19 protein-coding genes are annotated in these 20307 nt (G+C 69.5%); 10 read left to right on the top strand and 9 right to left on the bottom strand.

Annotated elements, in window-relative coordinates:
* Nucleotides 1–2 precede the first annotated feature (2 nt).
* Both JYG37_RS23935 and JYG37_RS23930 read left to right on the top strand, forming a co-directional pair.
* Nucleotides 3–335 (top strand): type II toxin-antitoxin system RelE/ParE family toxin, encoded by a 333-nt coding sequence (locus tag JYG37_RS23935; protein WP_089489031.1) that lies wholly within the window; start codon nt 3–5, stop codon nt 333–335.
* Nucleotides 332–661, top strand: a complete 330-nt coding sequence (locus JYG37_RS23930; protein WP_006479699.1) for a helix-turn-helix domain-containing transcriptional regulator — start codon at nt 332–334, stop codon at nt 659–661. Before JYG37_RS23935 ends, JYG37_RS23930 begins: the two co-directional genes overlap by 4 nt.
* Nucleotides 662–684: 23 nt before the next feature.
* On the opposite strand, the gene JYG37_RS23925 is transcribed toward JYG37_RS23930, so the two are convergent.
* Together JYG37_RS23925 and JYG37_RS23920 are read right to left on the bottom strand one after the other, a co-directional pair.
* Nucleotides 685–2703: an LssY C-terminal domain-containing protein gene (locus JYG37_RS23925; protein WP_213346568.1), complete on the bottom strand. Its 2019-nt coding sequence runs from the start codon at nt 2701–2703 to the stop codon at nt 685–687.
* Between the two features lie 114 nt (nt 2704–2817).
* Nucleotides 2818–3270, bottom strand: coding sequence for a hypothetical protein (locus JYG37_RS23920; protein WP_050014390.1), 453 nt, complete (start codon nt 3268–3270; stop codon nt 2818–2820).
* 333 nt (nt 3271–3603) lie between these two features.
* Between JYG37_RS23920 and JYG37_RS23915 the strand changes: the two genes are divergently transcribed.
* A complete protein-coding gene (locus tag JYG37_RS23915; protein WP_050014388.1) occupies nt 3604–4251 on the top strand; it encodes a response regulator in 648 nt (215 codons plus the stop codon).
* Nucleotides 4248–6059 carry a sensor histidine kinase gene (locus JYG37_RS23910; RefSeq protein ID WP_050014386.1) on the top strand — a complete coding sequence of 604 codons (1812 nt, stop codon included), beginning with the start codon at nt 4248–4250 and terminating at the stop codon, nt 6057–6059. Before JYG37_RS23915 ends, JYG37_RS23910 begins: the two co-directional genes overlap by 4 nt.
* A gap of 161 nt (nt 6060–6220) precedes the next feature.
* Here JYG37_RS23910 and JYG37_RS23905 read toward each other — a convergent pair whose 3' ends face one another.
* Both JYG37_RS23905 and JYG37_RS23900 read right to left on the bottom strand, forming a co-directional pair.
* A complete protein-coding gene (locus JYG37_RS23905; RefSeq protein ID WP_050014384.1) occupies nt 6221–7531 on the bottom strand; it encodes an MFS transporter in 1311 nt (436 codons plus the stop codon).
* A 123-nt stretch (nt 7532–7654) separates the two neighbouring features.
* The gene (locus JYG37_RS23900) at nt 7655–8680 is read right to left on the bottom strand and encodes an ABC transporter substrate-binding protein (protein WP_124630853.1); all 1026 of its coding nucleotides are present in this window, start codon (nt 8678–8680) and stop codon (nt 7655–7657) included.
* A gap of 237 nt (nt 8681–8917) precedes the next feature.
* Here JYG37_RS23900 and JYG37_RS23895 point away from each other — a divergent pair, with 237 nt between their 5' ends.
* Both JYG37_RS23895 and JYG37_RS23890 read left to right on the top strand, forming a co-directional pair.
* Entirely contained in the window at nt 8918–9583 is a 666-nt protein-coding gene (locus JYG37_RS23895) for a response regulator transcription factor (RefSeq protein ID WP_050014383.1), read from the top strand.
* Nucleotides 9570–10994, top strand: a complete 1425-nt coding sequence (locus tag JYG37_RS23890; protein WP_213346566.1) for a sensor histidine kinase — start codon at nt 9570–9572, stop codon at nt 10992–10994. The genes JYG37_RS23895 and JYG37_RS23890 overlap by 14 nt, the downstream gene beginning before the upstream one ends.
* A gap of 56 nt (nt 10995–11050) precedes the next feature.
* On the opposite strand, the gene JYG37_RS23885 is transcribed toward JYG37_RS23890, so the two are convergent.
* The 5 genes from JYG37_RS23885 to JYG37_RS23865 all read right to left on the bottom strand — a co-directional run bounded on the left by JYG37_RS23885 (nt 11051) and on the right by JYG37_RS23865 (nt 16260).
* Nucleotides 11051–11503 carry a hypothetical protein gene (locus JYG37_RS23885; RefSeq protein ID WP_050014379.1) on the bottom strand — a complete coding sequence of 151 codons (453 nt, stop codon included), beginning with the start codon at nt 11501–11503 and terminating at the stop codon, nt 11051–11053.
* Between the two features lie 87 nt (nt 11504–11590).
* Nucleotides 11591–12355 carry an ABC transporter ATP-binding protein gene (locus tag JYG37_RS23880; RefSeq protein WP_213346565.1) on the bottom strand — a complete coding sequence of 255 codons (765 nt, stop codon included), beginning with the start codon at nt 12353–12355 and terminating at the stop codon, nt 11591–11593.
* Nucleotides 12352–13209: an ABC transporter ATP-binding protein gene (locus JYG37_RS23875; RefSeq protein WP_089489028.1), complete on the bottom strand. Its 858-nt coding sequence runs from the start codon at nt 13207–13209 to the stop codon at nt 12352–12354. Before JYG37_RS23875 ends, JYG37_RS23880 begins: the two co-directional genes overlap by 4 nt.
* Before the next feature lie 11 nt (nt 13210–13220).
* Nucleotides 13221–15032: an ABC transporter permease gene (locus tag JYG37_RS23870; protein ID WP_050014374.1), complete on the bottom strand. Its 1812-nt coding sequence runs from the start codon at nt 15030–15032 to the stop codon at nt 13221–13223.
* 34 nt (nt 15033–15066) lie between these two features.
* On the bottom strand, nt 15067–16260 hold the full coding sequence (locus tag JYG37_RS23865) for an ABC transporter substrate-binding protein (RefSeq protein WP_213346563.1): 1194 nt from the start codon (nt 16258–16260) through the stop codon (nt 15067–15069).
* A 355-nt stretch (nt 16261–16615) separates the two neighbouring features.
* Here JYG37_RS23865 and JYG37_RS23860 point away from each other — a divergent pair, with 355 nt between their 5' ends.
* From JYG37_RS23860 to JYG37_RS23845, 4 genes are read left to right on the top strand one after another with little or no spacing between them, the layout of a single operon-like run.
* Nucleotides 16616–17629 carry a LysR substrate-binding domain-containing protein gene (locus JYG37_RS23860; RefSeq protein ID WP_213346561.1) on the top strand — a complete coding sequence of 338 codons (1014 nt, stop codon included), beginning with the start codon at nt 16616–16618 and terminating at the stop codon, nt 17627–17629.
* On the top strand, nt 17626–19086 hold the full coding sequence (locus JYG37_RS23855) for an NAD(P)-binding domain-containing protein (RefSeq protein WP_213346559.1): 1461 nt from the start codon (nt 17626–17628) through the stop codon (nt 19084–19086). Before JYG37_RS23860 ends, JYG37_RS23855 begins: the two co-directional genes overlap by 4 nt.
* Nucleotides 19083–19613: a CMD domain-containing protein gene (locus JYG37_RS23850; RefSeq protein WP_050014370.1), complete on the top strand. Its 531-nt coding sequence runs from the start codon at nt 19083–19085 to the stop codon at nt 19611–19613. Before JYG37_RS23855 ends, JYG37_RS23850 begins: the two co-directional genes overlap by 4 nt.
* Nucleotides 19610–20203, top strand: a complete 594-nt coding sequence (locus JYG37_RS23845) for a peroxidase-related enzyme (RefSeq protein ID WP_050014369.1) — start codon at nt 19610–19612, stop codon at nt 20201–20203. Before JYG37_RS23850 ends, JYG37_RS23845 begins: the two co-directional genes overlap by 4 nt.
* Nucleotides 20204–20307: the final 104 nt, after the last annotated feature.

Raw genomic sequence — 20307 nt, 5'->3', positions numbered from 1 at the left:
CAATGCTCTCCAAGTTCGAACTTCTTCGCTATCAACGCGACGACGGTCGCGAGCCGTTCACCGAATGGCTGAACGCCGTCCGTGACAAGCCCGCGCAGGCGCGAATCCGCGAGCGGCTGCGCCGCGTGCAGACCGGCAACTTCGGCGATTGCGAGCCGGTCGGCGAAGGCGTGATCGAACTGCGCGTCCATGTCGGCGCCGGCTATCGCGTGTACTTCGGCCGGCACGGCGGCGCCGTGGTGCTGCTGCTGTCCGGCGGCGACAAGGCGAGTCAATCCGACGACATCAGGCGCGCCAAGGAACACGGGTCGAACTGGAAACGGAGGCAAACATGAACAAGCTCAAAGGCGCGGTATCGCACCACGATGCGGAAGTCGCCGAACTCGGCGCCGACCGCGAGCTCGCGGTCGCCTATCTGCGCGTCGCGATGGAATCGCTCGACGATCCCGACAACCGCGCGGCCGGTCTGCTCGCGCTGCGCACGGTCGCGGAAGCGTACGGCGGGCTCGGCGCCGTCGCGGCCGAAGCCGGCATCAGCCGCGAATCGCTGTATCGCACGCTGTCTCCGAACGGCAACCCGACGCTGAAAACCCTGCTCGCGGTACTCAAGACCGTCGGCCTGCGCCTGTCCGTCGTTCCCGCGCAGCCGTCGCACGCGTAAGGGCGCACGTCACACCTGCCCCGTCACGGCTGAACCATCCACACCAGCAGCATCTGATCCGGCGCGGCCGTCATCCCCGCCGGCGGATGCGCGATCGTCGGCTCGACCGCCAACGCGTGTGCGATCGTCGCCGCATCGTCGATCGTCGTCGTGTGCACGATCGTCATCAGCCGCGCCGGCCGGCGCAGCGTTTCGCGATACAACGCGCCATACCACAGCGGCCGCATGCCGAGCGCATCCTGCAACACGTACGGATAACGCCACAGCCGCAGCACGAAGCGGCTTTCCGGGTGGGCGGGATCGACGCGGACGAACACGCGTCGCGTGCTCTCGCCGTGCGTATAACGCGGCAGCACGGGCAGCGTATCGGCGGGCGCCTGCGGCAATAGCCAACGCAGCGCGGTGGCCGGCGACCACGGCGTCGCGCGCTGCCAGCCGGCCTGCGCGAGATGGCGGTCGAGCGTGTCCGACGTCGCGCTCCATTGCAGCGGCAGATATTCCTCGCGGTCGCCGCCGATCTCGGTGCGCCGCGCCGGCACGCGCTGCCACCCGCCGCGCAGCCACTGGTCGACGGTCATCGCGACCACGTCGCCGACATGCGGACGCGCCGCGCGATCGAGCTGCCACTGCGCGGGCACCGTCCATACGCCGGCCGTCGCGAGCACGACGACGACCGCGACGAGCGCGCCGCGCGGCTGCACGTGCTCGCGCACGCGCCAGTACGCATAGGCGCCGGCGAGCAATGCGAACCAGGCGAGCCCGAGGCTCCATCCGCCCAGCAAGCCCGACAACCAGGTATCGCCGACGTACAGCCGCGCGAAGCCGCCGAGCACGATCCACAGCACGACCGCCGTCACGACCGGAATGCGCCACCGCGCGGGCCGGTCGCGCGCCAGCACCCAGCCAAGGCCGCTGCTCGCGAGGATCGCGAACGCGGCGTCGCCGTCCGGCAGCGGCACGTGCAGCGCGCCGGGCGGCAGGCTCGCAGGCGTCGCGCCGGGCGCGCCCGCGCCGAACACCGGCACGAGCACGACGGCGACGCCGATCGTCGCGAGCCACCATGCGGCCGTCAGCCAGCAGCGGTGGATCATCAGCCAGACGAGAAACGCGGCCGCGACGATCAGCCCCGTGTCGTGTCCGTGCAGCACGGCGAGCGCGCTCATCGCGGCGTCGGCGGGCGGCGTGCGCAGGTGCTGCAAGAACGCGTACAGCGCGATGTCCGCGTGCATCAGCGGATCGTTCGCGACGACGTCCTGCACGATCCCCGCGAACAGCCACACGCAGCCGACGAACAACAGCGCGAGCACGGGCACCGCGCCCGGCAGCCCGCGCAGGTACGCGATCCCGTCGTGCAGCCGCGCGCCGAACCGCGGCCAGCGGCGCACGCATGCATGCACGGCTTCGGCGAGCGCACGACACAACAACGGCCAGCCGCGCCGCAGCGCGACGCGCACGCCGATCCACACGAGCGCGACCAGCGCGGCCACGACCAGCAGGATCGCGGCGACCCGCACACTGATCGCCGCGGCCAGCGCGGCCGACGCGCCGAACAGGATGCCGGGCGCGACGTGCACGGGCGCCCACACGAGCGCCGAGATCACGTTGACCGGATAGAACAACCGGCGCGGCAGCGTCGCGCAACCGACGACGACCGGTACGACCGCACGCACCGGCGCGAGAAAGCGCGCGAGCACGATGCTCTTCATGCCGTGACGCAGCACGAATTCCTCGCCGCGTGCGTACGCGTTCGCCGAGCCGAAGCGCGCCCACGCAGTGCGGATCATCCCGCGGTAACGTCGTCCGAGTTCGTAGCTGATCCCGTCGCCGATCACCGCGCCGACGGCCGCGACGCCGATCGTCGCCCATGCGTCGAGCGCGCCCGCCCCGATCAACGCGCCGGCCGCGAACATCACGGCGCCCGCCGGCACGACCGTGCCGATCAGCGCGATCGCCTCGGCGCACGCGGCCACGAACACGACCGCCAGCACGAGCAGCGGATGCGCGCCGATCGCGCCGATCCACGCATGGATCGTGTCGCTCATCGCACACTCCCGAACGGTGCGGCCCGATACGCGAACAGCGGGCCGGGAGGGGCATTGGATACGTTCATCGCGACATGCGCACACTCGCGCCGGCGTCGGAGGCTAGGGGGTGGGTCAATCGAACTCGTGTTGCCGCGCGTCGGCCTCGAGCGGTGCGTCGTGGTAGCCGACCGTCGCGATCTCGTGCAGGTAGCGCGCAAGAAACGCGCCGATCGAGCCGGCGGCCTCGTATTGGTGCACGTGACGGAACTCGTGAGTCAGCAGCCGGCGCGTGTCCTGCCCGCGCAGCACGTACACCGCATGACCGAGCGTGAGGCCGATCGTCCCGGGCGACAGCAGCCCCGTGTCGCGGGCGATCGCGGCAAGCGTCGGCGTGTCCGGAAACGGCATGCGCTCGACCGTCATCACGCGAATCCGCTCCGGCTGCGCGACGCCCACCGTGCGCGCGTCGTCGGCCTGCCCGAGGGTCAGCGGCGCGCCCTGCGCGAGCCCGCGCGCCGCCTCCGCTTCGGCCCAGGCAACGGCGACAGGCAGCGCGGACGGCAGGATATCGGCCAGCTCGATCATTGCAGGACTCCTCGGTTCGCGCAGATGGCATCGGGCACCAGTTTAGTCCCGAATCGGAGCGGTTCGCGGGGCGAGCCGTCGATGCCGCGCCGGCCCGCGTCCGGTACAACGATCATCCGGGAATACCCTGATTCGCGTGCGCTGCGCACGATACGCTTGCCGATAAATTATTTCGTCGCAGTGCGCATTCCGCGATCAACCCCCTTGAAAATTTCTCGAACGAGTACCGTTTTCGGGTTCGGGGGCATATATTGGTCAGAAGAACGGCCGCGGCGACAACCGGACAGCCACGACGGCGACGCGCGGCGTCATCCCGAAGAGGACCGCTGGAAGATGATCAGGGTAATTCTGGCTGACGATCACGCAGTCATGCGGGACGGACTGCGTCACATTCTGGAGATGGCCGGCGGTTTCGAGATCGTCGGCGAGGCAAGCGACGGCTCGGGCACGCTCGCGCTGGCCGAACGCATGGCCGCCGACGTGCTGCTGCTCGACCTGTCGATGCCCGCGCCGACCGGCATCGAGCTGATCCGGCTGGTCAAGCGCCAGGCGCCGTCGCTGCGCACGCTGGTGTTGACGATGCACGCGGAAGCGCAGTACGCGGCGCGCGCGTTCAAGGCCGGCGCCACCGGCTACCTGACGAAGGACAGTGCGACCGCCGAACTCGTCGAGGCCGTCGGCAAGGTGGCGGCGGGCGGCGTCTACGTGAGCCCGTCCGCGGCGGAAAGCCTCGCGCACACGCTGCGCGCACCGGCTCAGGCGCTGCCGCACGAGCGACTGTCCGCGCGCGAGTTCGACGTGATGCGCCGCATCGTCGCCGGTCAGACCGTCACGCGGATCGCGTCCGAACTCGCACTGAGCGCGAAGACGGTCAGCACGTACAAGACGCGGATCCTCGAGAAGATGGGGCTGCCGCACGAAGCCGCACTGGTCCGCTACACGGTGCGCCACGATCTCGACCTCGGGGCCGACGACGCATGATGGCCGCCTTCCGCTTCCCGCCCGCACCGCCGTCGCCGTCGCCGTCGTCGGACAACGACGATCCGGACACGTCGCGCCTGTTCATGTCGTCGCTGCCGCCGGGCCGGCGCGAACGGCGGCTCGCGCTCGCGACGGTACTCGTGTCGGCCGTGATCTTCGCCGCGCTCGCGCCGTTCGCGGCGATGCCGCTCGCGCCCGGCTGGGCGTTCATTCCCGTTTACCAGTCGGCGATCGTCGTCAACGACATGGTGACGGCCGGCCTGCTGCTCGGTCAGTACGCGATCCTGCGCGAGAAGCCGCTGCTCGTGCTGGCGGGCGGCTACCTGTTCACGGCGTTCATGGCCGGCACGCACATGCTGACCTTCCCCGGGCTGTTCGCGCGGACCGGCCTGCTCGGCGCCGGCGAACAGACCACCGCATGGCTATACCTGTTCTGGCATGGCGGCTTTCCGCTGTCGGTCGCCGCGTACGCGCTGCTGCGCGCGACGTCGCGCGGGCATCCGGCCCCGAGCCCGGCCCCGCAGCGCCGCGCGGCGATTCCGGTCGGCCTCTGCATCGCCGCCGCGATCGGCGCGACGGTCGCGCTCGCGCTGCTCGCCACCGCCGGCCACGACCTGCTGCCGCGCATCATGAGCGGCAACCGGATGACCGCGACGATGACGAAAGCGATCACGGTCGTCTGGGGGTTGAATCTCGTCGCGCTGATGCTGATGTGGCGGCAGCGGCGCCGCCATTCGGTGCTCGACCTGTGGGTGATGACGGTGCTCGTCGCGTGGCTGTTCGACATCGCGCTGTCGTCGATGCTGAACCACGGGCGCTTCGATCTCGGCTTCTACGCCGGGCGCGCGTACGGCCTCGTCGCGTCGGGTGTCGTGCTGTTCGCGATGCTGTTCGAGAACGGCCGGCTGCACGCGCAGACGGTGCGCGCGCTGGCCGGCGCACGCTTCCAGCATCTGCTCGTCGTGCAGAAAAGCGCGCAGCTGAACGACGCGAACGAACGGCTCGAACAACGCGTCGCCGCGCGCACCGCGCAGCTGAGCGCGTCGAACCGCGACCTGCGACGCGAAGTCGAGGAGCGCGTGCGCGCGGAGCGGGCGTTGCAGGCGTCGCGCGAGGAGCTGCGCGAGATCGCCGCGATCAGCGCCAGCGCGCGCGAAGCCGAGCAGCGCCGCATCGCGCGCGAACTGCACGATGAACTCGCGCAGTCGCTCGCGGCGCTGAAGAACGATCTCGAATGGCTGATCGACCGCGTGCCGCAGGACGACGCATCGCTCGCACGCAAGATCGCGGCGATGCATGCGCTCGCGCGCGGCGCGGTGGCCGCGACGCGCCGCATCGCGTCGGACCTGCGCCCGCTGATGCTGGACGATCTCGGCTTCGCGGCGGCGATGCAATGGCTCGTGGAGGATTTCCGGCACCGCCACGGGATCGCCTGTTCGCTGCACGTCGAGCCGCCCGAACTGCAACTCGACGAACCGTATGCGACGGCCGTGTTCCGTATCGCGCAGGAAGCGCTCGCGAACGTCGCCCGGCACGCGGCCGCGTCGCACGCGGACGTCGAGCTCGTGTGCGGCAGCGAAGCGATCGCGCTGACGATACGCGACGACGGCGCGGGCTTCGATCCCGCGGTGCCGCGCAAGTCGGCTTCGTTCGGGCTGGTGGGGTTGCGCGAGCGTGCGTATCTGGTCGGCGGCACGCTGCGGATCGCGACGACGCTCGGCGAAGGCACGACGGTGGAGGTCGAGATTCCGCGGGTGCCGGCGCCCGTGGCGCTCGCGCATGGCGGGCACGGGGTTTCGCGGGGCTAGACGGGCGGCGGGAGACGCCGGACAACGATGGCTTGGTCGACTGCCTTCGTCGAGCGCGCCGCTTTCAGCATGCGCTCGAGTACTTGCCGTCGAACCGGCATGCGTCGTCCTGTTTCAGGATCATCGAAAACCGGCCGACGCTGCGATAGCGCCGCACGCCATCACGCCCGCGCCGCGACCATCCCCCGCTCCGAGCGCGTCCACGCGACCAGCGCACCGACGCCGAGCAACGCGAGGCACACGATCGGCACGATCATCGGCCCGAACGCGGTGCCCGTCACCTTGCCCGCGAACGGCATCAGGTTCTGGCTGAAGAAGCCGCCGAGGTTGCCGATCGAGTTGATCGCCGCGACGCTCGCGGCCGCCCGCGCGCCAGTGAAGTAACGCGGCGGCATCGACCAGAAGCACGGATACAGCAGCGGGATGCACGCGCCACCCAGCACGAGCGCGATGAAGCGCAGCGGCGTCGACGGCAGCACGAGGCTCAGCAGGAAGCCGAGCGCGCCGAGCGCCGCGACGATCGCGATCGTGCGGAGGATGCTCTTCGCGCGACGCAGCTTCGCCGGCAGCCACACCAGCAGCACCACCGCGAGCGCCCACGGCAGCATGCTCAGGAAGCCATTCGTGGTGCTCGACACGCCGAACGATTTCACGAGCGTCGGCAGCCAGTACGTGACGCCGTACAGCGACGTCGACATCAGCATGTAGGTCGCCGCGAACAGCATCACGCGCGGATCGAGCAGCGCCTTCCACGGCTGACCGTGCTCGGCCTGCGCCGGCTTCTCGCGCTCCAGCGCGGCCGCGACGATCTGCTTCTCGCGCGCGTCGAGGAACGGCGCTTCTCGGAACGACGCGGGCAGCACGCGAAACACGACGATCGCGACGACCACGGCCGGAATGCCCGTCGCGACGAACACCCACTGCCAGCCCGCGAGCCCCCACACGCCGTTCAGGCTCAGCAGCACGCCGCCGACCAGCGAGCCGAGCATGTTCGCGAGCGCGCTGCCGAGCGTGAAGATGCCGAGCACCTTCGCGCGGTAGCTCTGCGGAAACCACAGCGTCAGGTAATAGATCACGCCCGGATAGAAGCCGGCCTCGGCGATGCCGAGCAGGAAGCGCAGCGAGCAGAACGCGGGCATCGACGTCGTGAAGCCCATCAGCACCGTGATGAGCCCCCACGTCAGCATGATCCGCGCGAGCCACACGCGCGCGCCGTAACGATGCAGCGCAAGGGTGCTCGGCACCTCGAACAGCAGGTAGCCGATGAAGAACAGCGACGACGCGAGCCCGAACGCGGCTTCCGTCATCCCGAGGCTGTGCACCATCTGCAGTTTCGCGAAACCGACGTTCTGCCGGTCGATGAACGCGATCAGGAACATCACGACGAGGATGGGCAGCAGGCGCCGCGCCATCTTCGACATGATGCGCTGTTCTTCGGCGGACGCGGGGTCCAGGGTGTCGGTAGCGTTCACTTCAGGCTCCTTGGGTGAATCGGTTGCATATCGGTTGCTTGTCGGTTGCATCGGCGCCGCGCTTGATGAACGCGCGGGCGTCACGTGGTTCGATAAACGGACTCGGATCGCGGCCCGCGTGGCTCAACCCGACCGGTAGTCGTCGAGCATCGGCGCGAACATCTCGTGCCACGCGCGCGGCTTCGCCTTGATCGTGCCGGCGAGGTACAGGAATTCGACGTAGTCCATCAGCTGGTTCGGCAACACCGAGAAGCGCGTGTCGGGCGCGGCGAGCATCCGCATCACGTCGTCGTGCGACACGCCGACGCCCGACGACGACGCATAGAGCGCGGCCGCCGCGCGCGGGTCCTGCGCGATCATTCGATTCGCCTCGTCGAGCGCGCCCAGAAACGCGGCGGCGAGCGCCGGCTCCGCATCGACGAGCCGCTTCGGCGCGAACACGACGTCGAGCGTCAGCGGGCCGAGCACGTCGACCGAATTCACCACGCGATGGATGCCCGGCTGCCGCAATTCGAGCGTCGAGAACGGCGGCGACGTGAAGTGCGCGGTCACGCCGTTCTCGCGGCGGATCAGCGCCTGCATCGCCTGCGGATGCGGCAGGTTCACGGTGATCGAATCGAGTTGCGCGAAATGCGTCGGGCCGAGCTGCCGGCTCGCGACCATCTGCAGCACGACCGCCGACAGCGACGTGCGGATGCCCGGCACCGCGATCCGGTCGGACGGCGTGAAGTCGCGCAGCGACACGAGGCCCGCGCGGTTCGCGTTCAGCGACAGCGACGTGGTCGACAGCCCGCTGACGCCGATCACCTCGACGTTCGGAATGCCGCGCGCCCGCGCCCACAGCTCGATGAAACCCGGCGCGCCGGCGGCCGCGAAATCGAGCGTGCCGGCCATCATCGCGTCGTTGACGGAATTGCCGCCGTCGAGCAGCACCCATTCGACCGCGACGTCGCGCACGCCGCGGCGCGCCGCATGCCGCTCGAACAGCCGCTGCTTCTCCATCACGAGCAGCGGCAGGTACAGCACGCCATAGCCTTTCGAGATCCGCACGGTGCGCGGCTTCGCGCGCACCCGCGCCGGCGCCCCGAGCACGCCCAGCACGCCGAGGCCGGCTGCGATCAACGCGCGGCGGCGCGGCGACGTCGTCATGCGCGCGCCGCCGTGCAGCGGACGGCCTGCGGCCACGCGCAGGCCGGCGTGGCGCCGGGGCGCGCGTTCGTCGTGCCCGTGACATGCTGCATGTTGCCGTCTCCATGAATATTTCTGGTATTAATGCCGTCCTTGCATCCTGCTTCCGGCTCGACACAGGTTATCGGCCGAGTCTGAGAAAATGCTGACATCCCGGCCCCGGGAAAACCCCTAACCCACCTACCTTCAAACGGCACCATGCGCATTCTCGTCGTGGAGGACGATGCCGAAATCGGCGCGGCGATCCGCAGCCGTCTGGCCCGGCTCGGCCACGCCGTCGATCTCGAAACCGACGGCGCGACCGCGAACGGGCTGCTGCGCGTCGAGCGCTTCGATCTCGTCGTGCTCGATGCGAACCTGCCCGGCATGGACGGCTTCACGGTACTGCGCAACCTGCGCGCGACGGGCAGCACGACGCCCGTGCTGCTCGTCACCGCGCGCTCGGCGATCGACGACCGCGTGAGCGGCCTCGGCCTCGGCGCCGACGACTACCTCGTGAAGCCGTTCGACTACCGCGAACTCGACGCACGCGTGCAGGCGCTCCTGCGCCGCAACAGCGGCCATGCGAACGACGTGCTGACGCTCGGCGGCCTCGTGATCGACCGCAGCAGCCGTCTCGCGGAACTCGACGGCCAGCCGCTGTCGCTGTCGCGCCAGGAATTCGCGCTGCTCGAAATCCTCGCGAGTCGCCCGCAACGCATCTTCTCGAAGGAAGAACTGCTGAACCAGTTGTTCAGCTTCGGCAACGAGCCGACCGCGAACGCGGTCGAGCAATACGTGACGCGCGTGCGCAAGAAGCTGCAGGGCAGCTCGGTCGAGATCCGCACCGCACGCGGGATGGGGTATCAGATTGCCGCGCATTGACTGGTTCCCGAAGACGCTGTTCGGGCGCACGCTGCTGTTCATCGCGCTCGTCGTCGCGACCGGCGCGCTCGCGCTCGCGGCGATCGCGCGCTACTACGCGGGCGTCGCGGCCGAACGCGCGTACGACCAATTGCTCGCCGGCGCATCGATCCAGGTCGCCGAAAACCTCTACGTGCAAGGCGGCGTGCTCGCGCTGAATCCGCCGGTGGCCGCGCTGTCGACGCTGTCGCGCTACGACCTCGTCTACTACAAGGTGGTCGATTCGCGCGGCGTGGTCGTGGCTGGGTACCACGATCTCGCGAGCCCCGCGACGCTCGCCGCCGCGAAGCAGGGCCCCGCGTTCGCGAACGCCGTCTACCAGGGGCATCGGGTGCGCACCGCGACGATCGCGCGCTTCATGCCCGAGGAAAGCACGCCGGGCTGGGCGCTCGTGACGGTTGCGCAGACAACCAACGCGCGCCAGCAGCTGACGAACGACATGAGCATCAAGGTATGGACGCTGATCCTGCTGATGAGCGTACTCGCGATCGGCGCGAGCGGCCTCGCGATCCGGCGTGGCCTGCGCCCGCTCGCGCAGATCGGCACGATCATCGCCGCGCGCGACCCGGCCGACCTGCGGCCGGTGGCCGTCGATACGCCGAGCGAGATCGACGCGATCATCGGGTCGATCAATGGCCTGATGCACCGCCTTGCCGAGCGGATCAACGCGATGCAGCGCTTCATCGCCGACGCCGCGCACCAGATGCGCACGCCGCTCGCGCGGCTCGACGCGCAGATCGAGCTGCTCGACGGCGAATCGGATCCCGCGCGTCACGCGGCGCGGCTCGATGCGTTGCGTGCGACTTCTTCGGACGTCGGCCGGCTCACCGGCCAGTTGCTCAATCATGCGATGGTGATTCATCGCACCGAGGCCGTGCCACTGCAACCGGTCGAACTCGTCACGCTCGCGAAAGAGGTCTTGGGCCGCACGATTCCGCTCGCCGGCGAACGCGACGTGGCCGTTGCGTTCGCGAGCGACGCGCCGCACGCATGGATCGACGGCGATGCGATCAGTCTTCAGGAAGCGCTATCGAACGTGCTGCACAACGCGCTGCTGCACGGCCACGCGGACGACATCGTCGTGTCGGTCGCGACCGCCGGCAATGCGGAGGGCACGGTGACGCTGACCGTCACCGACAACGGGCGCGGGATACCGCGCGAGCACTGGGACGCGGCGTTGCAGCCGTTCGTGCGAATCGCGCCGGACGGCAGCGAGCGGCGTACCGGGTCCGGCCTCGGGCTCGCGATCGTGCAGGAAGTGATGAAGGCGCACGGCGGGCGCGTGGGGTTTGCGTTTCCCGATGCGGGCGGGTTCGCGGTGGTGCTGACGTTTCCGCGCGCGGCGGCGACGCACGCCACGAGCGACGATTAGGCAACCGCGAATCCGGCGCACGCACGTTCGATCGAACGCCACCGGGCGACACGCGTTCAGTCGTCGCTGTCCCGATCCGCGTCGTCGGCGTTGCGCTGCGCGTGTCGCGCAACCAATTGGTCCAGCTCGTCATACTGGCGCTCGCAGAACAACCGGCACAACGCATCGACATCGACGCGCTTTCTCACGTCGATCGTGTCGACGTGCTGCTCCAGCTTGCCCTTGCCGATGCCGAAGAGCCCCTTCTTCATCCGCATGGACACCGCATTCAACTGGAAGCCGTCCGAATGCGCATCCGTCAACGCGGTCACCCACAGCTCGCGCTGATCGTCGGCATGCTGCAGCACGAGCGCCGGCAGCGGGCCGTCCTGCGTCTCGTTCCATTCGACGTGCTGAGCAGCCCAAGGGAACGCATCGAACGCATGAACGAACGACGCGTAGTCGGTCGCGCCCTGCTGATCGAGCTGGTTGAAATCGTAGCCGACTTTCTGGATGGAATAGGTCAACATGGCGCGGTGCTCTCCGTGGTGTCGATCGCGACAGAACGCCAATCTACTCCACATTTCGCGGCGCCTGGCAGCGCCTGCTTGCGCCGCCTACGCCGCCACCGCCTCCCCACCGAGATACGCATCGCGCACGCGCTCATCGTCGAGCAGCGTTTTCGCGGGCCCTTCGAGCACGACGCGCCCCGTCTGCAGCACATACCCGTAATGCGCGATCTCCAGCGCGAGGCTCGCGTTCTGCTCGACCATGAACACCGTCACGCCTTGCTTGTTGATCGCGTCGACCAGCTCCAGCACCTTGTCGACGTACAGCGGCGACAGCCCCATCGTCGGCTCGTCCATGCAGATCAGTTTCGGCCGCGCCATCAGCGCACGCGCCATCGCGAGCATCTGCTGCTCGCCGCCCGACAGCGTGCCCGCGCGCTGAGCGAGCCGTTCGCGCACCCGCGGAAACAAATCGAGCACACGCGCGTAGTCGTCGGCCACAGCCGCACGATCGCCGCGCGTGTAAGCGCCCATCAGCAGGTTCTCGCGCACGCTCATGTCGCCGAACAGCCGCCGCGCTTCCGGCACGGCCGCGATCCCGCGCCGCACGCGCTGCGGCGTCGCGAGCGCGGTCACGTCGTCGCCGTCGAAACGCACGACGCCGCGACGCGGACGCATCAGCCCGAGGATCAGCTTCATCGTCGTCGACTTGCCGCTCGCGTTGCCGCCGAGCAGGCTGACGATCTGCCCGCGGCCGACTTCGAAATTCACGTCGAAATGCACCTGCACGGGCCCGTAGAACGTGTCGAGGTGTTCGAGTTTCAGCAGCGCGTCGGTCATGGTCGTATCGGGTCCGGAAGATTGCAAGCTCATGCGGCCGCCTGCGCGGCGCGCTCGGCCGGCGTGCCGCCCGCATGGCGGCGGCCGAGATAAGCCTCGATCACGCGCGGATCGTGCCGCACGTCGCGCGGCGCACCTTCGGCGATCTTCACGCCGTTGTCGAGCACCATCACGCGATCGGACACGCGCATCACGAGTTCGAGCTTGTGCTCGATCAGCAGGATCGTCAGCCCGCGCGCCTTCAGCGACTGGATCAGTTGCAGCATCTCGGCCGTTTCCGTCTCGTTCATCCCGGCCGTCGGCTCGTCGAGCAGCAGCAGGCGCGGATGCAGCGCGAGCGCGCGGCCGATCTCCACACGCCGCCGGTTCGCATACGACAGGCTGTGCGCCGGATGATCGATGCGCGGCGTCAGCCGCTCGCCGAACCCGGCGACGATCGCGCGCGCCTCCTCGCGCAGCGCGGCTTCCTCGCGCCGCACCGCCGCGGGCCGCACGAGCGCACGCCACACCTCGGCCGCAGCGCCGAGCGCGGGCCAGCCCGGCCGCGCCGCGCGCAGCCGCGCATGCGCGCCGATCAGCACGTTGTCGAGCACGCTCAGGTTGCCGAACACACGGCCGTGCTGGAACGTGCGTGCGATGCCGAGCGCCGCGAGCCGTTCGGGCGCGGTACCGGTGATGTCGCGGCCGTCGAACGTCACGCGGCCGGCATCGGGCCGGTCGGCGCCCGTGATCAGGTTGAACAGCGTCGACTTGCCCGCGCCGTTCGGGCCGATCACGCTCAGCAGTTCGCCGTCGGCGAGCGTCAGGCTCGCGCCGTCGAGCGCGGTCACGCCGTCGAAGCGGCGCGTCAGGCCCTGCACGTCGAGCAGGGATCGGGTGGTCGTCATCGCAGTCCTCCTCACACCGTGCCGAGCAGGCCCTGCGGCCGGAACCGGACGAGCAGCAGCAGCACGAGGCCGTAGATCAGCATCCGGTAGTCAGCCGCCCAGCGGAACAGCTCGGGCAGCCCGATCAGCGCGATCGCGCCGACGATGCCGCCGAGCACGTTGCCGAGCCCGCCCAGGATCACCATCGTCAGCGCGAGGATCGATACCTGCGAATCGAAGGTCTGGTGATTGATGTAGCTGTACAGATGCGCGGCGATGCCGCCGCTCACGCCCGCCGCGACGCCGCCGACCGCGAACGCGATCGCCTTGTAGCGGTTCGGCGCGATGCCGTGCGCACGCGCGGCGACGTCGTCCTCGCGCACCGCGCGTAGCGTGCGGCCCAGATGCGAACGCAGCAGCCGCACCTGTACGAGCGCGAACACGACGAGCACCGCGAACGTGAACCAGTACGCGGCGCGCGCGGTCGTCGCCCACGGCAGCGGCGCGATGCCGGTGATGCCGAGCGGGCCGCGCGTCAGGCTGTCCCAGTTCAGGATCACGAGACTCACCACTTCGCCGATCCCGAGCGTCGCGATCGACACGTAGTGCCCGCGCAAGCGGAACGCCGGATAGACGAGCAGCGTGCCGAACACGGCGGTGATCGCGCCCGCGCACGGAATCGTCACGGCCGGCGACCAGCCGAGATCCGACGACAGCAGCGCCGACGCATACGCGCCGATCACGAGCAGCGCGGCGTGGCCGAGCGAGATCTGCCCGACCGTACCCGCGACGAGCGTGAGACTCAGCGCGAGCAGCCCGTACAGCCACGCGTTGGTCAGCGTCTGCAGCACGTAAGGCGATGCCCCGAGCCACGGCAGCACGGCCGCCGCCGCGATCAGCGCGACGAGCACCGGGCGCGGCACGCGCACGGCTTTCGCGGCAGCGAGGAAGGTGCCCGTCATCGGCTCCGGCGGCAGCGCACGGTTCGCACTGAACAAGCCGTTCGGCCGCCACACGAGGAAGACGATCAGCAGTCCGAACGCGAACAGGTCGCGATAGCTGGTGCCGAACAGCGCGACGCCGTAGCTTTCGACGAGACCGAGCAGCAGGCTGCCCGCGATCGCACCCGGCACGTTGCCGAGCCCGCCGATCAGCAGCGCGACGACGCCCTTCAGCGTCGCCTGGAAGCCCATCGCCGGATCGATGCTGTTGTAGTACATGCCGACCAGCAGCCCGCTCACGCCACCGAGCGCGCACGCGATCGCGAACACGGTCTGGTTCACGCGATCGACGTCGACGCCCATCTGCAACGCGGCGTCGCGATCCTGCGCGGTCGCGCGCACGGCCCAGCCGAGCCGCGTGAAGCGCAGGAAGCCGTACAGCAGCGCGGCCGCCGCGATGCCGATGCCCGCGATCAGCAGGTCGAGCGAGCCGAGCGTCGCGCCGGCGATCCGCACGTGCCAGTCGGGCAGCGGCGTCGGCACCGCGCGCGGGTCCGCGCCGAACGCGAGCTGCGCGAGCTGATCGAGGATGAAGCTGATGCCGATCGTCGCGAGCAGCGGCGCGATGCGCGCGGCGTGGCGCAGCGGCCGCAACCCGATCCGCTCGATCGCGATGCCGAGCGCGCCGCACCCGACCACGACCGCCGCGAGCGCAACCGGCAGCGGCAGCCCGAAGCGCGTCAGGCACAGCCAGCCGATGAACGCGCCGACCATGTACACCGAGCCGTGCGCGAAGTTGATCAGGTGCGACACGCCGAAGATCAGCGCGAGCCCGACCGCGAGCAGCGCGTAGATGTTGCCGACGATGAGGCCGTTGAGCGTGTAGTCGAGCCAGGAAGCCATCAGGATGCGTCCGTCATGTGCGTGCGGTTCGGGTTCAGCGCGCCGCGAGTTGCGACTTCGCGCCGTCCCACAGCGCCCACTGCCCCTGCTTCACGACCAGATACACGGTGCGCGCGCCGGCGACGCGGCGCGTCTGCGGATCGAAGCGCACCTTGCCGAAGATCACGCTCGGCACGTCGCTGATCTTCGCGAAGCCGTCGTGCGCGGCCTGGCGCGTCGTGCCGTAGCGGCGCAGCACTTCCGCCGACAGGATCAGCGCGTCGTACGCGCGCGCGACGAACGAATCGGGATCGGCGTGGAATTTCGCGCGATAGCGCTGCACGAACGCCTGCACCTCGGGGCGCGGTTCGGCCGGGAAGAAGTTCGATTCCGTATAGACGCCTTCGACGGCCGTACCGCCCAGTTCGAGGAACTTCGGCGAATACACGGAGCCCACCGCCGCGATCGGCAGCGCGACGCCCGACGTGCGCGCCTGGCGCACGATCTGCGCGCCGTCCGCGTAGTACGAGATCAGCACGATCGAATCCGGCTTCGATTCGCCGATGCGCACGAGCGTCGAGCGGAAATCCTTCTCCGCCGGCTGGTAGCCTTCGGCCGCGACGACCTGCGCGCCGAACCCCGTCACCGCCTTCGCGAAGATGTCCTTGCTGGTGCGGCCCCAGTCCGTGTTCAGGTACAGCACCGCGATCCGCTTGAAGCCGAGTTCCCTCACCGCATAGCGCGCGAGCAGCGGTTGTTCCTCCGCCTGGCTCAGCGCGGTGCTCCACAGATAGTCGCCGCCCTTCGTGAAATCCGGATGCGAATTCGTGAAGCCGAACTGGATCAGTTGCCCGCGCTGGTAGATCGGCGACGCGGCCATCGACGTCGCGCTCGAGAAGTCGCCGAGCTCGATCGCGATGCGCGGATCGGCGACGAACTTCTGCGCGATCGCCACCGCCTGGCGCGGGTCGCTGCGACTGTCCTGGAAGTCGATCGCGAGCGGCCGGCCGTGAATGCCGCCGCTGCCGTTGATCTCGTCGAGCGCGAGATCGAAGCCGCGCTTCCACTGCTCGCCGTATTGCGCGTCCTGGCCCGTGAGCGGCCCGCTCGCGCCGATCACCACCGGCTCGCCCGACACGCCGGCCGCGAGCGCACCGCCTGTCGACAAGCCCCATGCGGCGGCGAGCGCCGCCACCGTGCCCAGCACGCGCCACCATGCGCCGCGCGCGTCGTTCCCCGAAACGTTCATGCGTCCCCCTGCTTCAGTCAATCGAAAAGAGTGAGGGCATGTAACCATCGGGTTCAGGACGATCCAACGAAGTTTTGCGCATATCGATATCGCACGCGGCGCGAAGCGGATGACGCTCATGATCGATCCAGGCTACCCGCTGCCTCGATCGACATGCCGGCATGCGTCGCATCGCGTTGATTCGATTGGCCTTTCGTTTTTGTCACCCCGCGCAACCGGCGCGCATGCGCGCATGGCCGGCCGCCGCGACGATCGCGCGCTTCGCAGTTTTCCCGCTGTCGATAGCAAAAATCATTATATGAATCGCGCATGCTTGCACTCCTACAATGCGCAAATCGCATCATCGGAACGCGTCATGGAGTTGCATCAACTCGAAGCCTTTTCCGCGGTCATGTCGGCCGGCAGCGTCACCGGCGCGGGCGAACTGCTCGGCCGCTCGCAGCCGGCCGTCACGCGGCAGATCCAGGAACTCGAAGCCGATCTCGGCTACGCGCTGTTCGACCGGCACGGCCCGCGCGTCACGCCGACGCGGCGCGCGTTCCTGCTGTACGAGGAAGTCGAACGCTCGCTGGTCGGCCTGCGCGCGATCGAGGCGCGGGCCCGCGCGCTCGGCGACGACACCGCCGAACCCGTGCGCATCGCGGCCACGCCGTCGCTCGCGGCCACGCTCGTGCCGACCGCGCTCGCCGCGCTGCCCGACGATACGCATGCGCCGCACTACCAGTTGCGCAGCGAATCGGCCGAGCATGTGGTGCACGAGGTGCTGGCCGGCACGGCCGATGTCGGCGTCGTCACGCTGCCGATGGCGCATGCCGGGCTCGACGTGCACTGGATCGCGCAGACGCCGTGCGTCGCCGTGCTGCCGGCCGGCGATCCGCTCGCGGCGAAACCTCGCATTGCGCTGCGCGACCTCGCGCGGCGCCGCATCGTGACGGTCGCGAACCGGCATCGGCTGCGCCAGCGGATCGACGCGGCGTTCGCGGCCGCGCGTGTCGAGGCGCGCGTGTTCATCGAAACCAATGCGTCGCTGAATGCGGTGATGGCCGCGCGCGCGGGCATCGGGATCGGCATCGTCGATCCGGCAACCGGCGTCGCGCTGCCGGTGGACGGGGTCGTCGCACGCCCGCTCGACGTCGACATCCCGTTCGCGTTCGGCGTCGCGACGCCGGCCGGCAAGGCGCGCACGGCGGCCGTCGATGCGCTGCTCGACGCGCTGCGCCGCACGACGCGCACGCTGCTCGACGACGTGATTTTTCACGACGCCGCCGCGCACGATGCGCTGCTGCGCGGCGACCGGCTGCGCACCGAACGCACGGCGCGCCCGCCTCGCCCGACACGAACCCGCCGCGCGCGCTCGGAGGCCGCATGACGACGCCACTCGACGCACTCGAAGCACGGCTCGCACAGGACCTGCGCTGGCTCGACCTGCCCGCGCCGTCGTGGGTGCCGCCACGTGACGTGGACGGCGCGCGCGTGCTCGACGTCGCGATCGTCGGCGGCGGGATGGCCGGGCTCGCGGCATCCGCCGAACTGCGCCTGCTCGGCATCGACAACCAGTGCGTGATCGATCGCGCGCCGGCCGGCTACGAAGGCCCGTGGGTCACGTTCGCGCGGATGGAAACGCTGCGTTCGCCGAAGCAGCTTGCGGGCCCCGCGCTCGGCCTGCCGGCGCTGACGTTCCGCGCGTGGTTCGAAGCGCAATACGGCCGCGACGCGTGGGATGCGCTGTACAAGATCCCGCGCGCGCAATGGATGGAGTACCTGCGCTGGTATCGGCGCGTGCTCGACCTGCAGGTGCGCAACGACACGACGCTCGTCGCGTTGCGTCCGCGCGAGGACGGGCTGCTCGCGCTCGACGTGCGCGGCAACGGCGAAGCGCAGACGCTGCTCGCGCGGCACGTCGTGCTCGCGACCGGCCGCGACGGCCTCGGCGGCCCGTACGTGCCGCCCGTCGCGCAACGCGCGCCGCGCACGCGCTGGGCCCATTCGTCCGAGCCGATCGATTTCGCCGCGCTCGCGGGCAAGCGCGTCGGCGTGGTCGGCGCGGGCGCGTCCGCGTTCGACAACGCGGGCACCGCGCTCGAAGCGGGCGCCGCACGCGTCGACCTGTTCTTCCGCCGCGCGGACATTCCACGCATCAACAAGCTGACCGGCATCGGCAGCCCGGGCCTCGTGCACGGCTACGCCGATCTCGACGACGCGACGAAATGGCGCTTCATGCACTACGCGCTGACGTCGCAGACGCCGCCGCCGCGCGACAGCGTGCTGCGCGTGTCGCGTCACGATCATGCGCATTTCCATGCGGGCAGCCCGATCGAGACGCTCGCCGACCACGCGGACGGCCTCGACGTGACGACGCCGCGCGGCCGCTACACGGTCGACTTCCTGATCTTCGCGACGGGCTTTCATTCGGACTGGACGACGCGCGAGGCATTCGCGTCGTTCGGCGCACACGTGCGGCGCTGGAAGGATCGCTATCGGCCGGAACCGGCGCGATGGCTCGACGAACTCGCCGAGTCGCCCGATCTCGGCCCAGCGTTCGCATTCCAGGAGCGCGAGCGCGGTGCGTGCCCGGCCGTCACGCGCATCCATTGCTTCAATCATGCGGCGAGCCTGAGCCACGGCAAGCTGTCCGGCGACATTCCGGCCATCAGCGCAGGCGCGCAGCGGCTCGCGCGCGGCATTGCGAGCCGGCTGTTCGATGCCGATCGCGACCGCCACTACGACGCGCTCGTCGCGTACGCGAATGCCGAACTGCAAGGCGACGAATGGCGCGACGTCGACGCCATCGGTCACTTTGACGACGAAGGAAAACCGAAACGATGACTGACTCTCTCACGCCGGCGGCCGTGCCGGATACGATCGATGCGGCAGCCGGCCTGCGCGAAGGCGACGCCGTCGCCGCGCTGCGCCGCGCACGCGGCAAGGTGCTGTTGCATACGCAACTGAGCGAAGCCGCACTGTTCGATCCCCCCCTGCCCGATCTTTCGCCGGTCGAGCGGCTGCATGCGGCACGCTATGTCGCGCGACAGTCGAACGCACACGCGCTGACCGACATCTATCGCACGCGACTGCTCGACGCAGGCGGCACGCTCGACGATATCGAACGAGCCGATGCCGACGCGTTCGACGCGCTGCCTCGCCGCGTCGGCGCGATCCTGTTGCACGCGAAGCGCCTGACGCACGCGCCGGTCGACGCACGCGCGGCCGATCTCGCCGCGTTGAAATCGGCCGGACTCACGACATCCGCGATCGTCGCGTTGTCGCAGCTCATCGCGTTCGTCGCGTATCAGTTGCGCGTGGCCGCCGCCGCGCGGGCACTTCAAGCGCGCGCCGCCAAGGAGGCCGCATGACGACTACGGCCCACGGCTTCACGTTCGACACGCTCGGCTGGCGCGCATGGCTCGACACGGTATCGCTCGACGCGGCGACACCCGATCAGCTCGCGGTGCTCGACGCGAGCCACCCGCAAGCGAAAACATCCGACTATTACCTGCTGCTCGTCCATCTGCCCGAGATCCTGCTGCAGCGCTCGGGCGTGTTCAACGCGATCATGTACGGCCCCGGCGGGCTGTCGCGCGCCGAGCGCGAACTGGCGAGCACGGCGGTGTCGCGCGTGAACGGTTGCGTGTACTGCGCGTCGGTGCATGCGCAGCGCTTCACGCAGCTCGCGAAACGCACCGATGCGATCGAGCAGGTGTTCGACGATCCGGCGACGGCCGGCACGACGGCGCGCGAACGCGCGATCGTCCGCTATGCGATTGCATTGACCGAACGGCCCGACGCGATCGATGACAGCGATATCGCCGCGCTCGAGGCCGAAGGGCTCACGCATGAGGAGATTCTCGACCTGTCGCACGCGATCGCGATCTTCGCGTGGGCGAACCGGCTGATGCTGACGCTTGGTGAGCCGGTGTTTCCGGAATCGGCGGCGGGCGCCTGACCGCACGCAGGAACGTGCCGCGTCGCGCCTTGTGCGTCGACAACAAAATGCTCGTCTCGGTGTTGGCGATTCCCGTTCGGTAACCGCGCGCGATGGCGCAGAAA

The sequence above is a fragment of the Burkholderia sp. LAS2 genome, from assembly GCF_018417615.1.
Taxonomy (GTDB): Bacteria; Pseudomonadota; Gammaproteobacteria; order Burkholderiales; family Burkholderiaceae; genus Burkholderia; species Burkholderia sola.
This window is presented reverse-complemented; position numbering and strand designations above follow the sequence as displayed.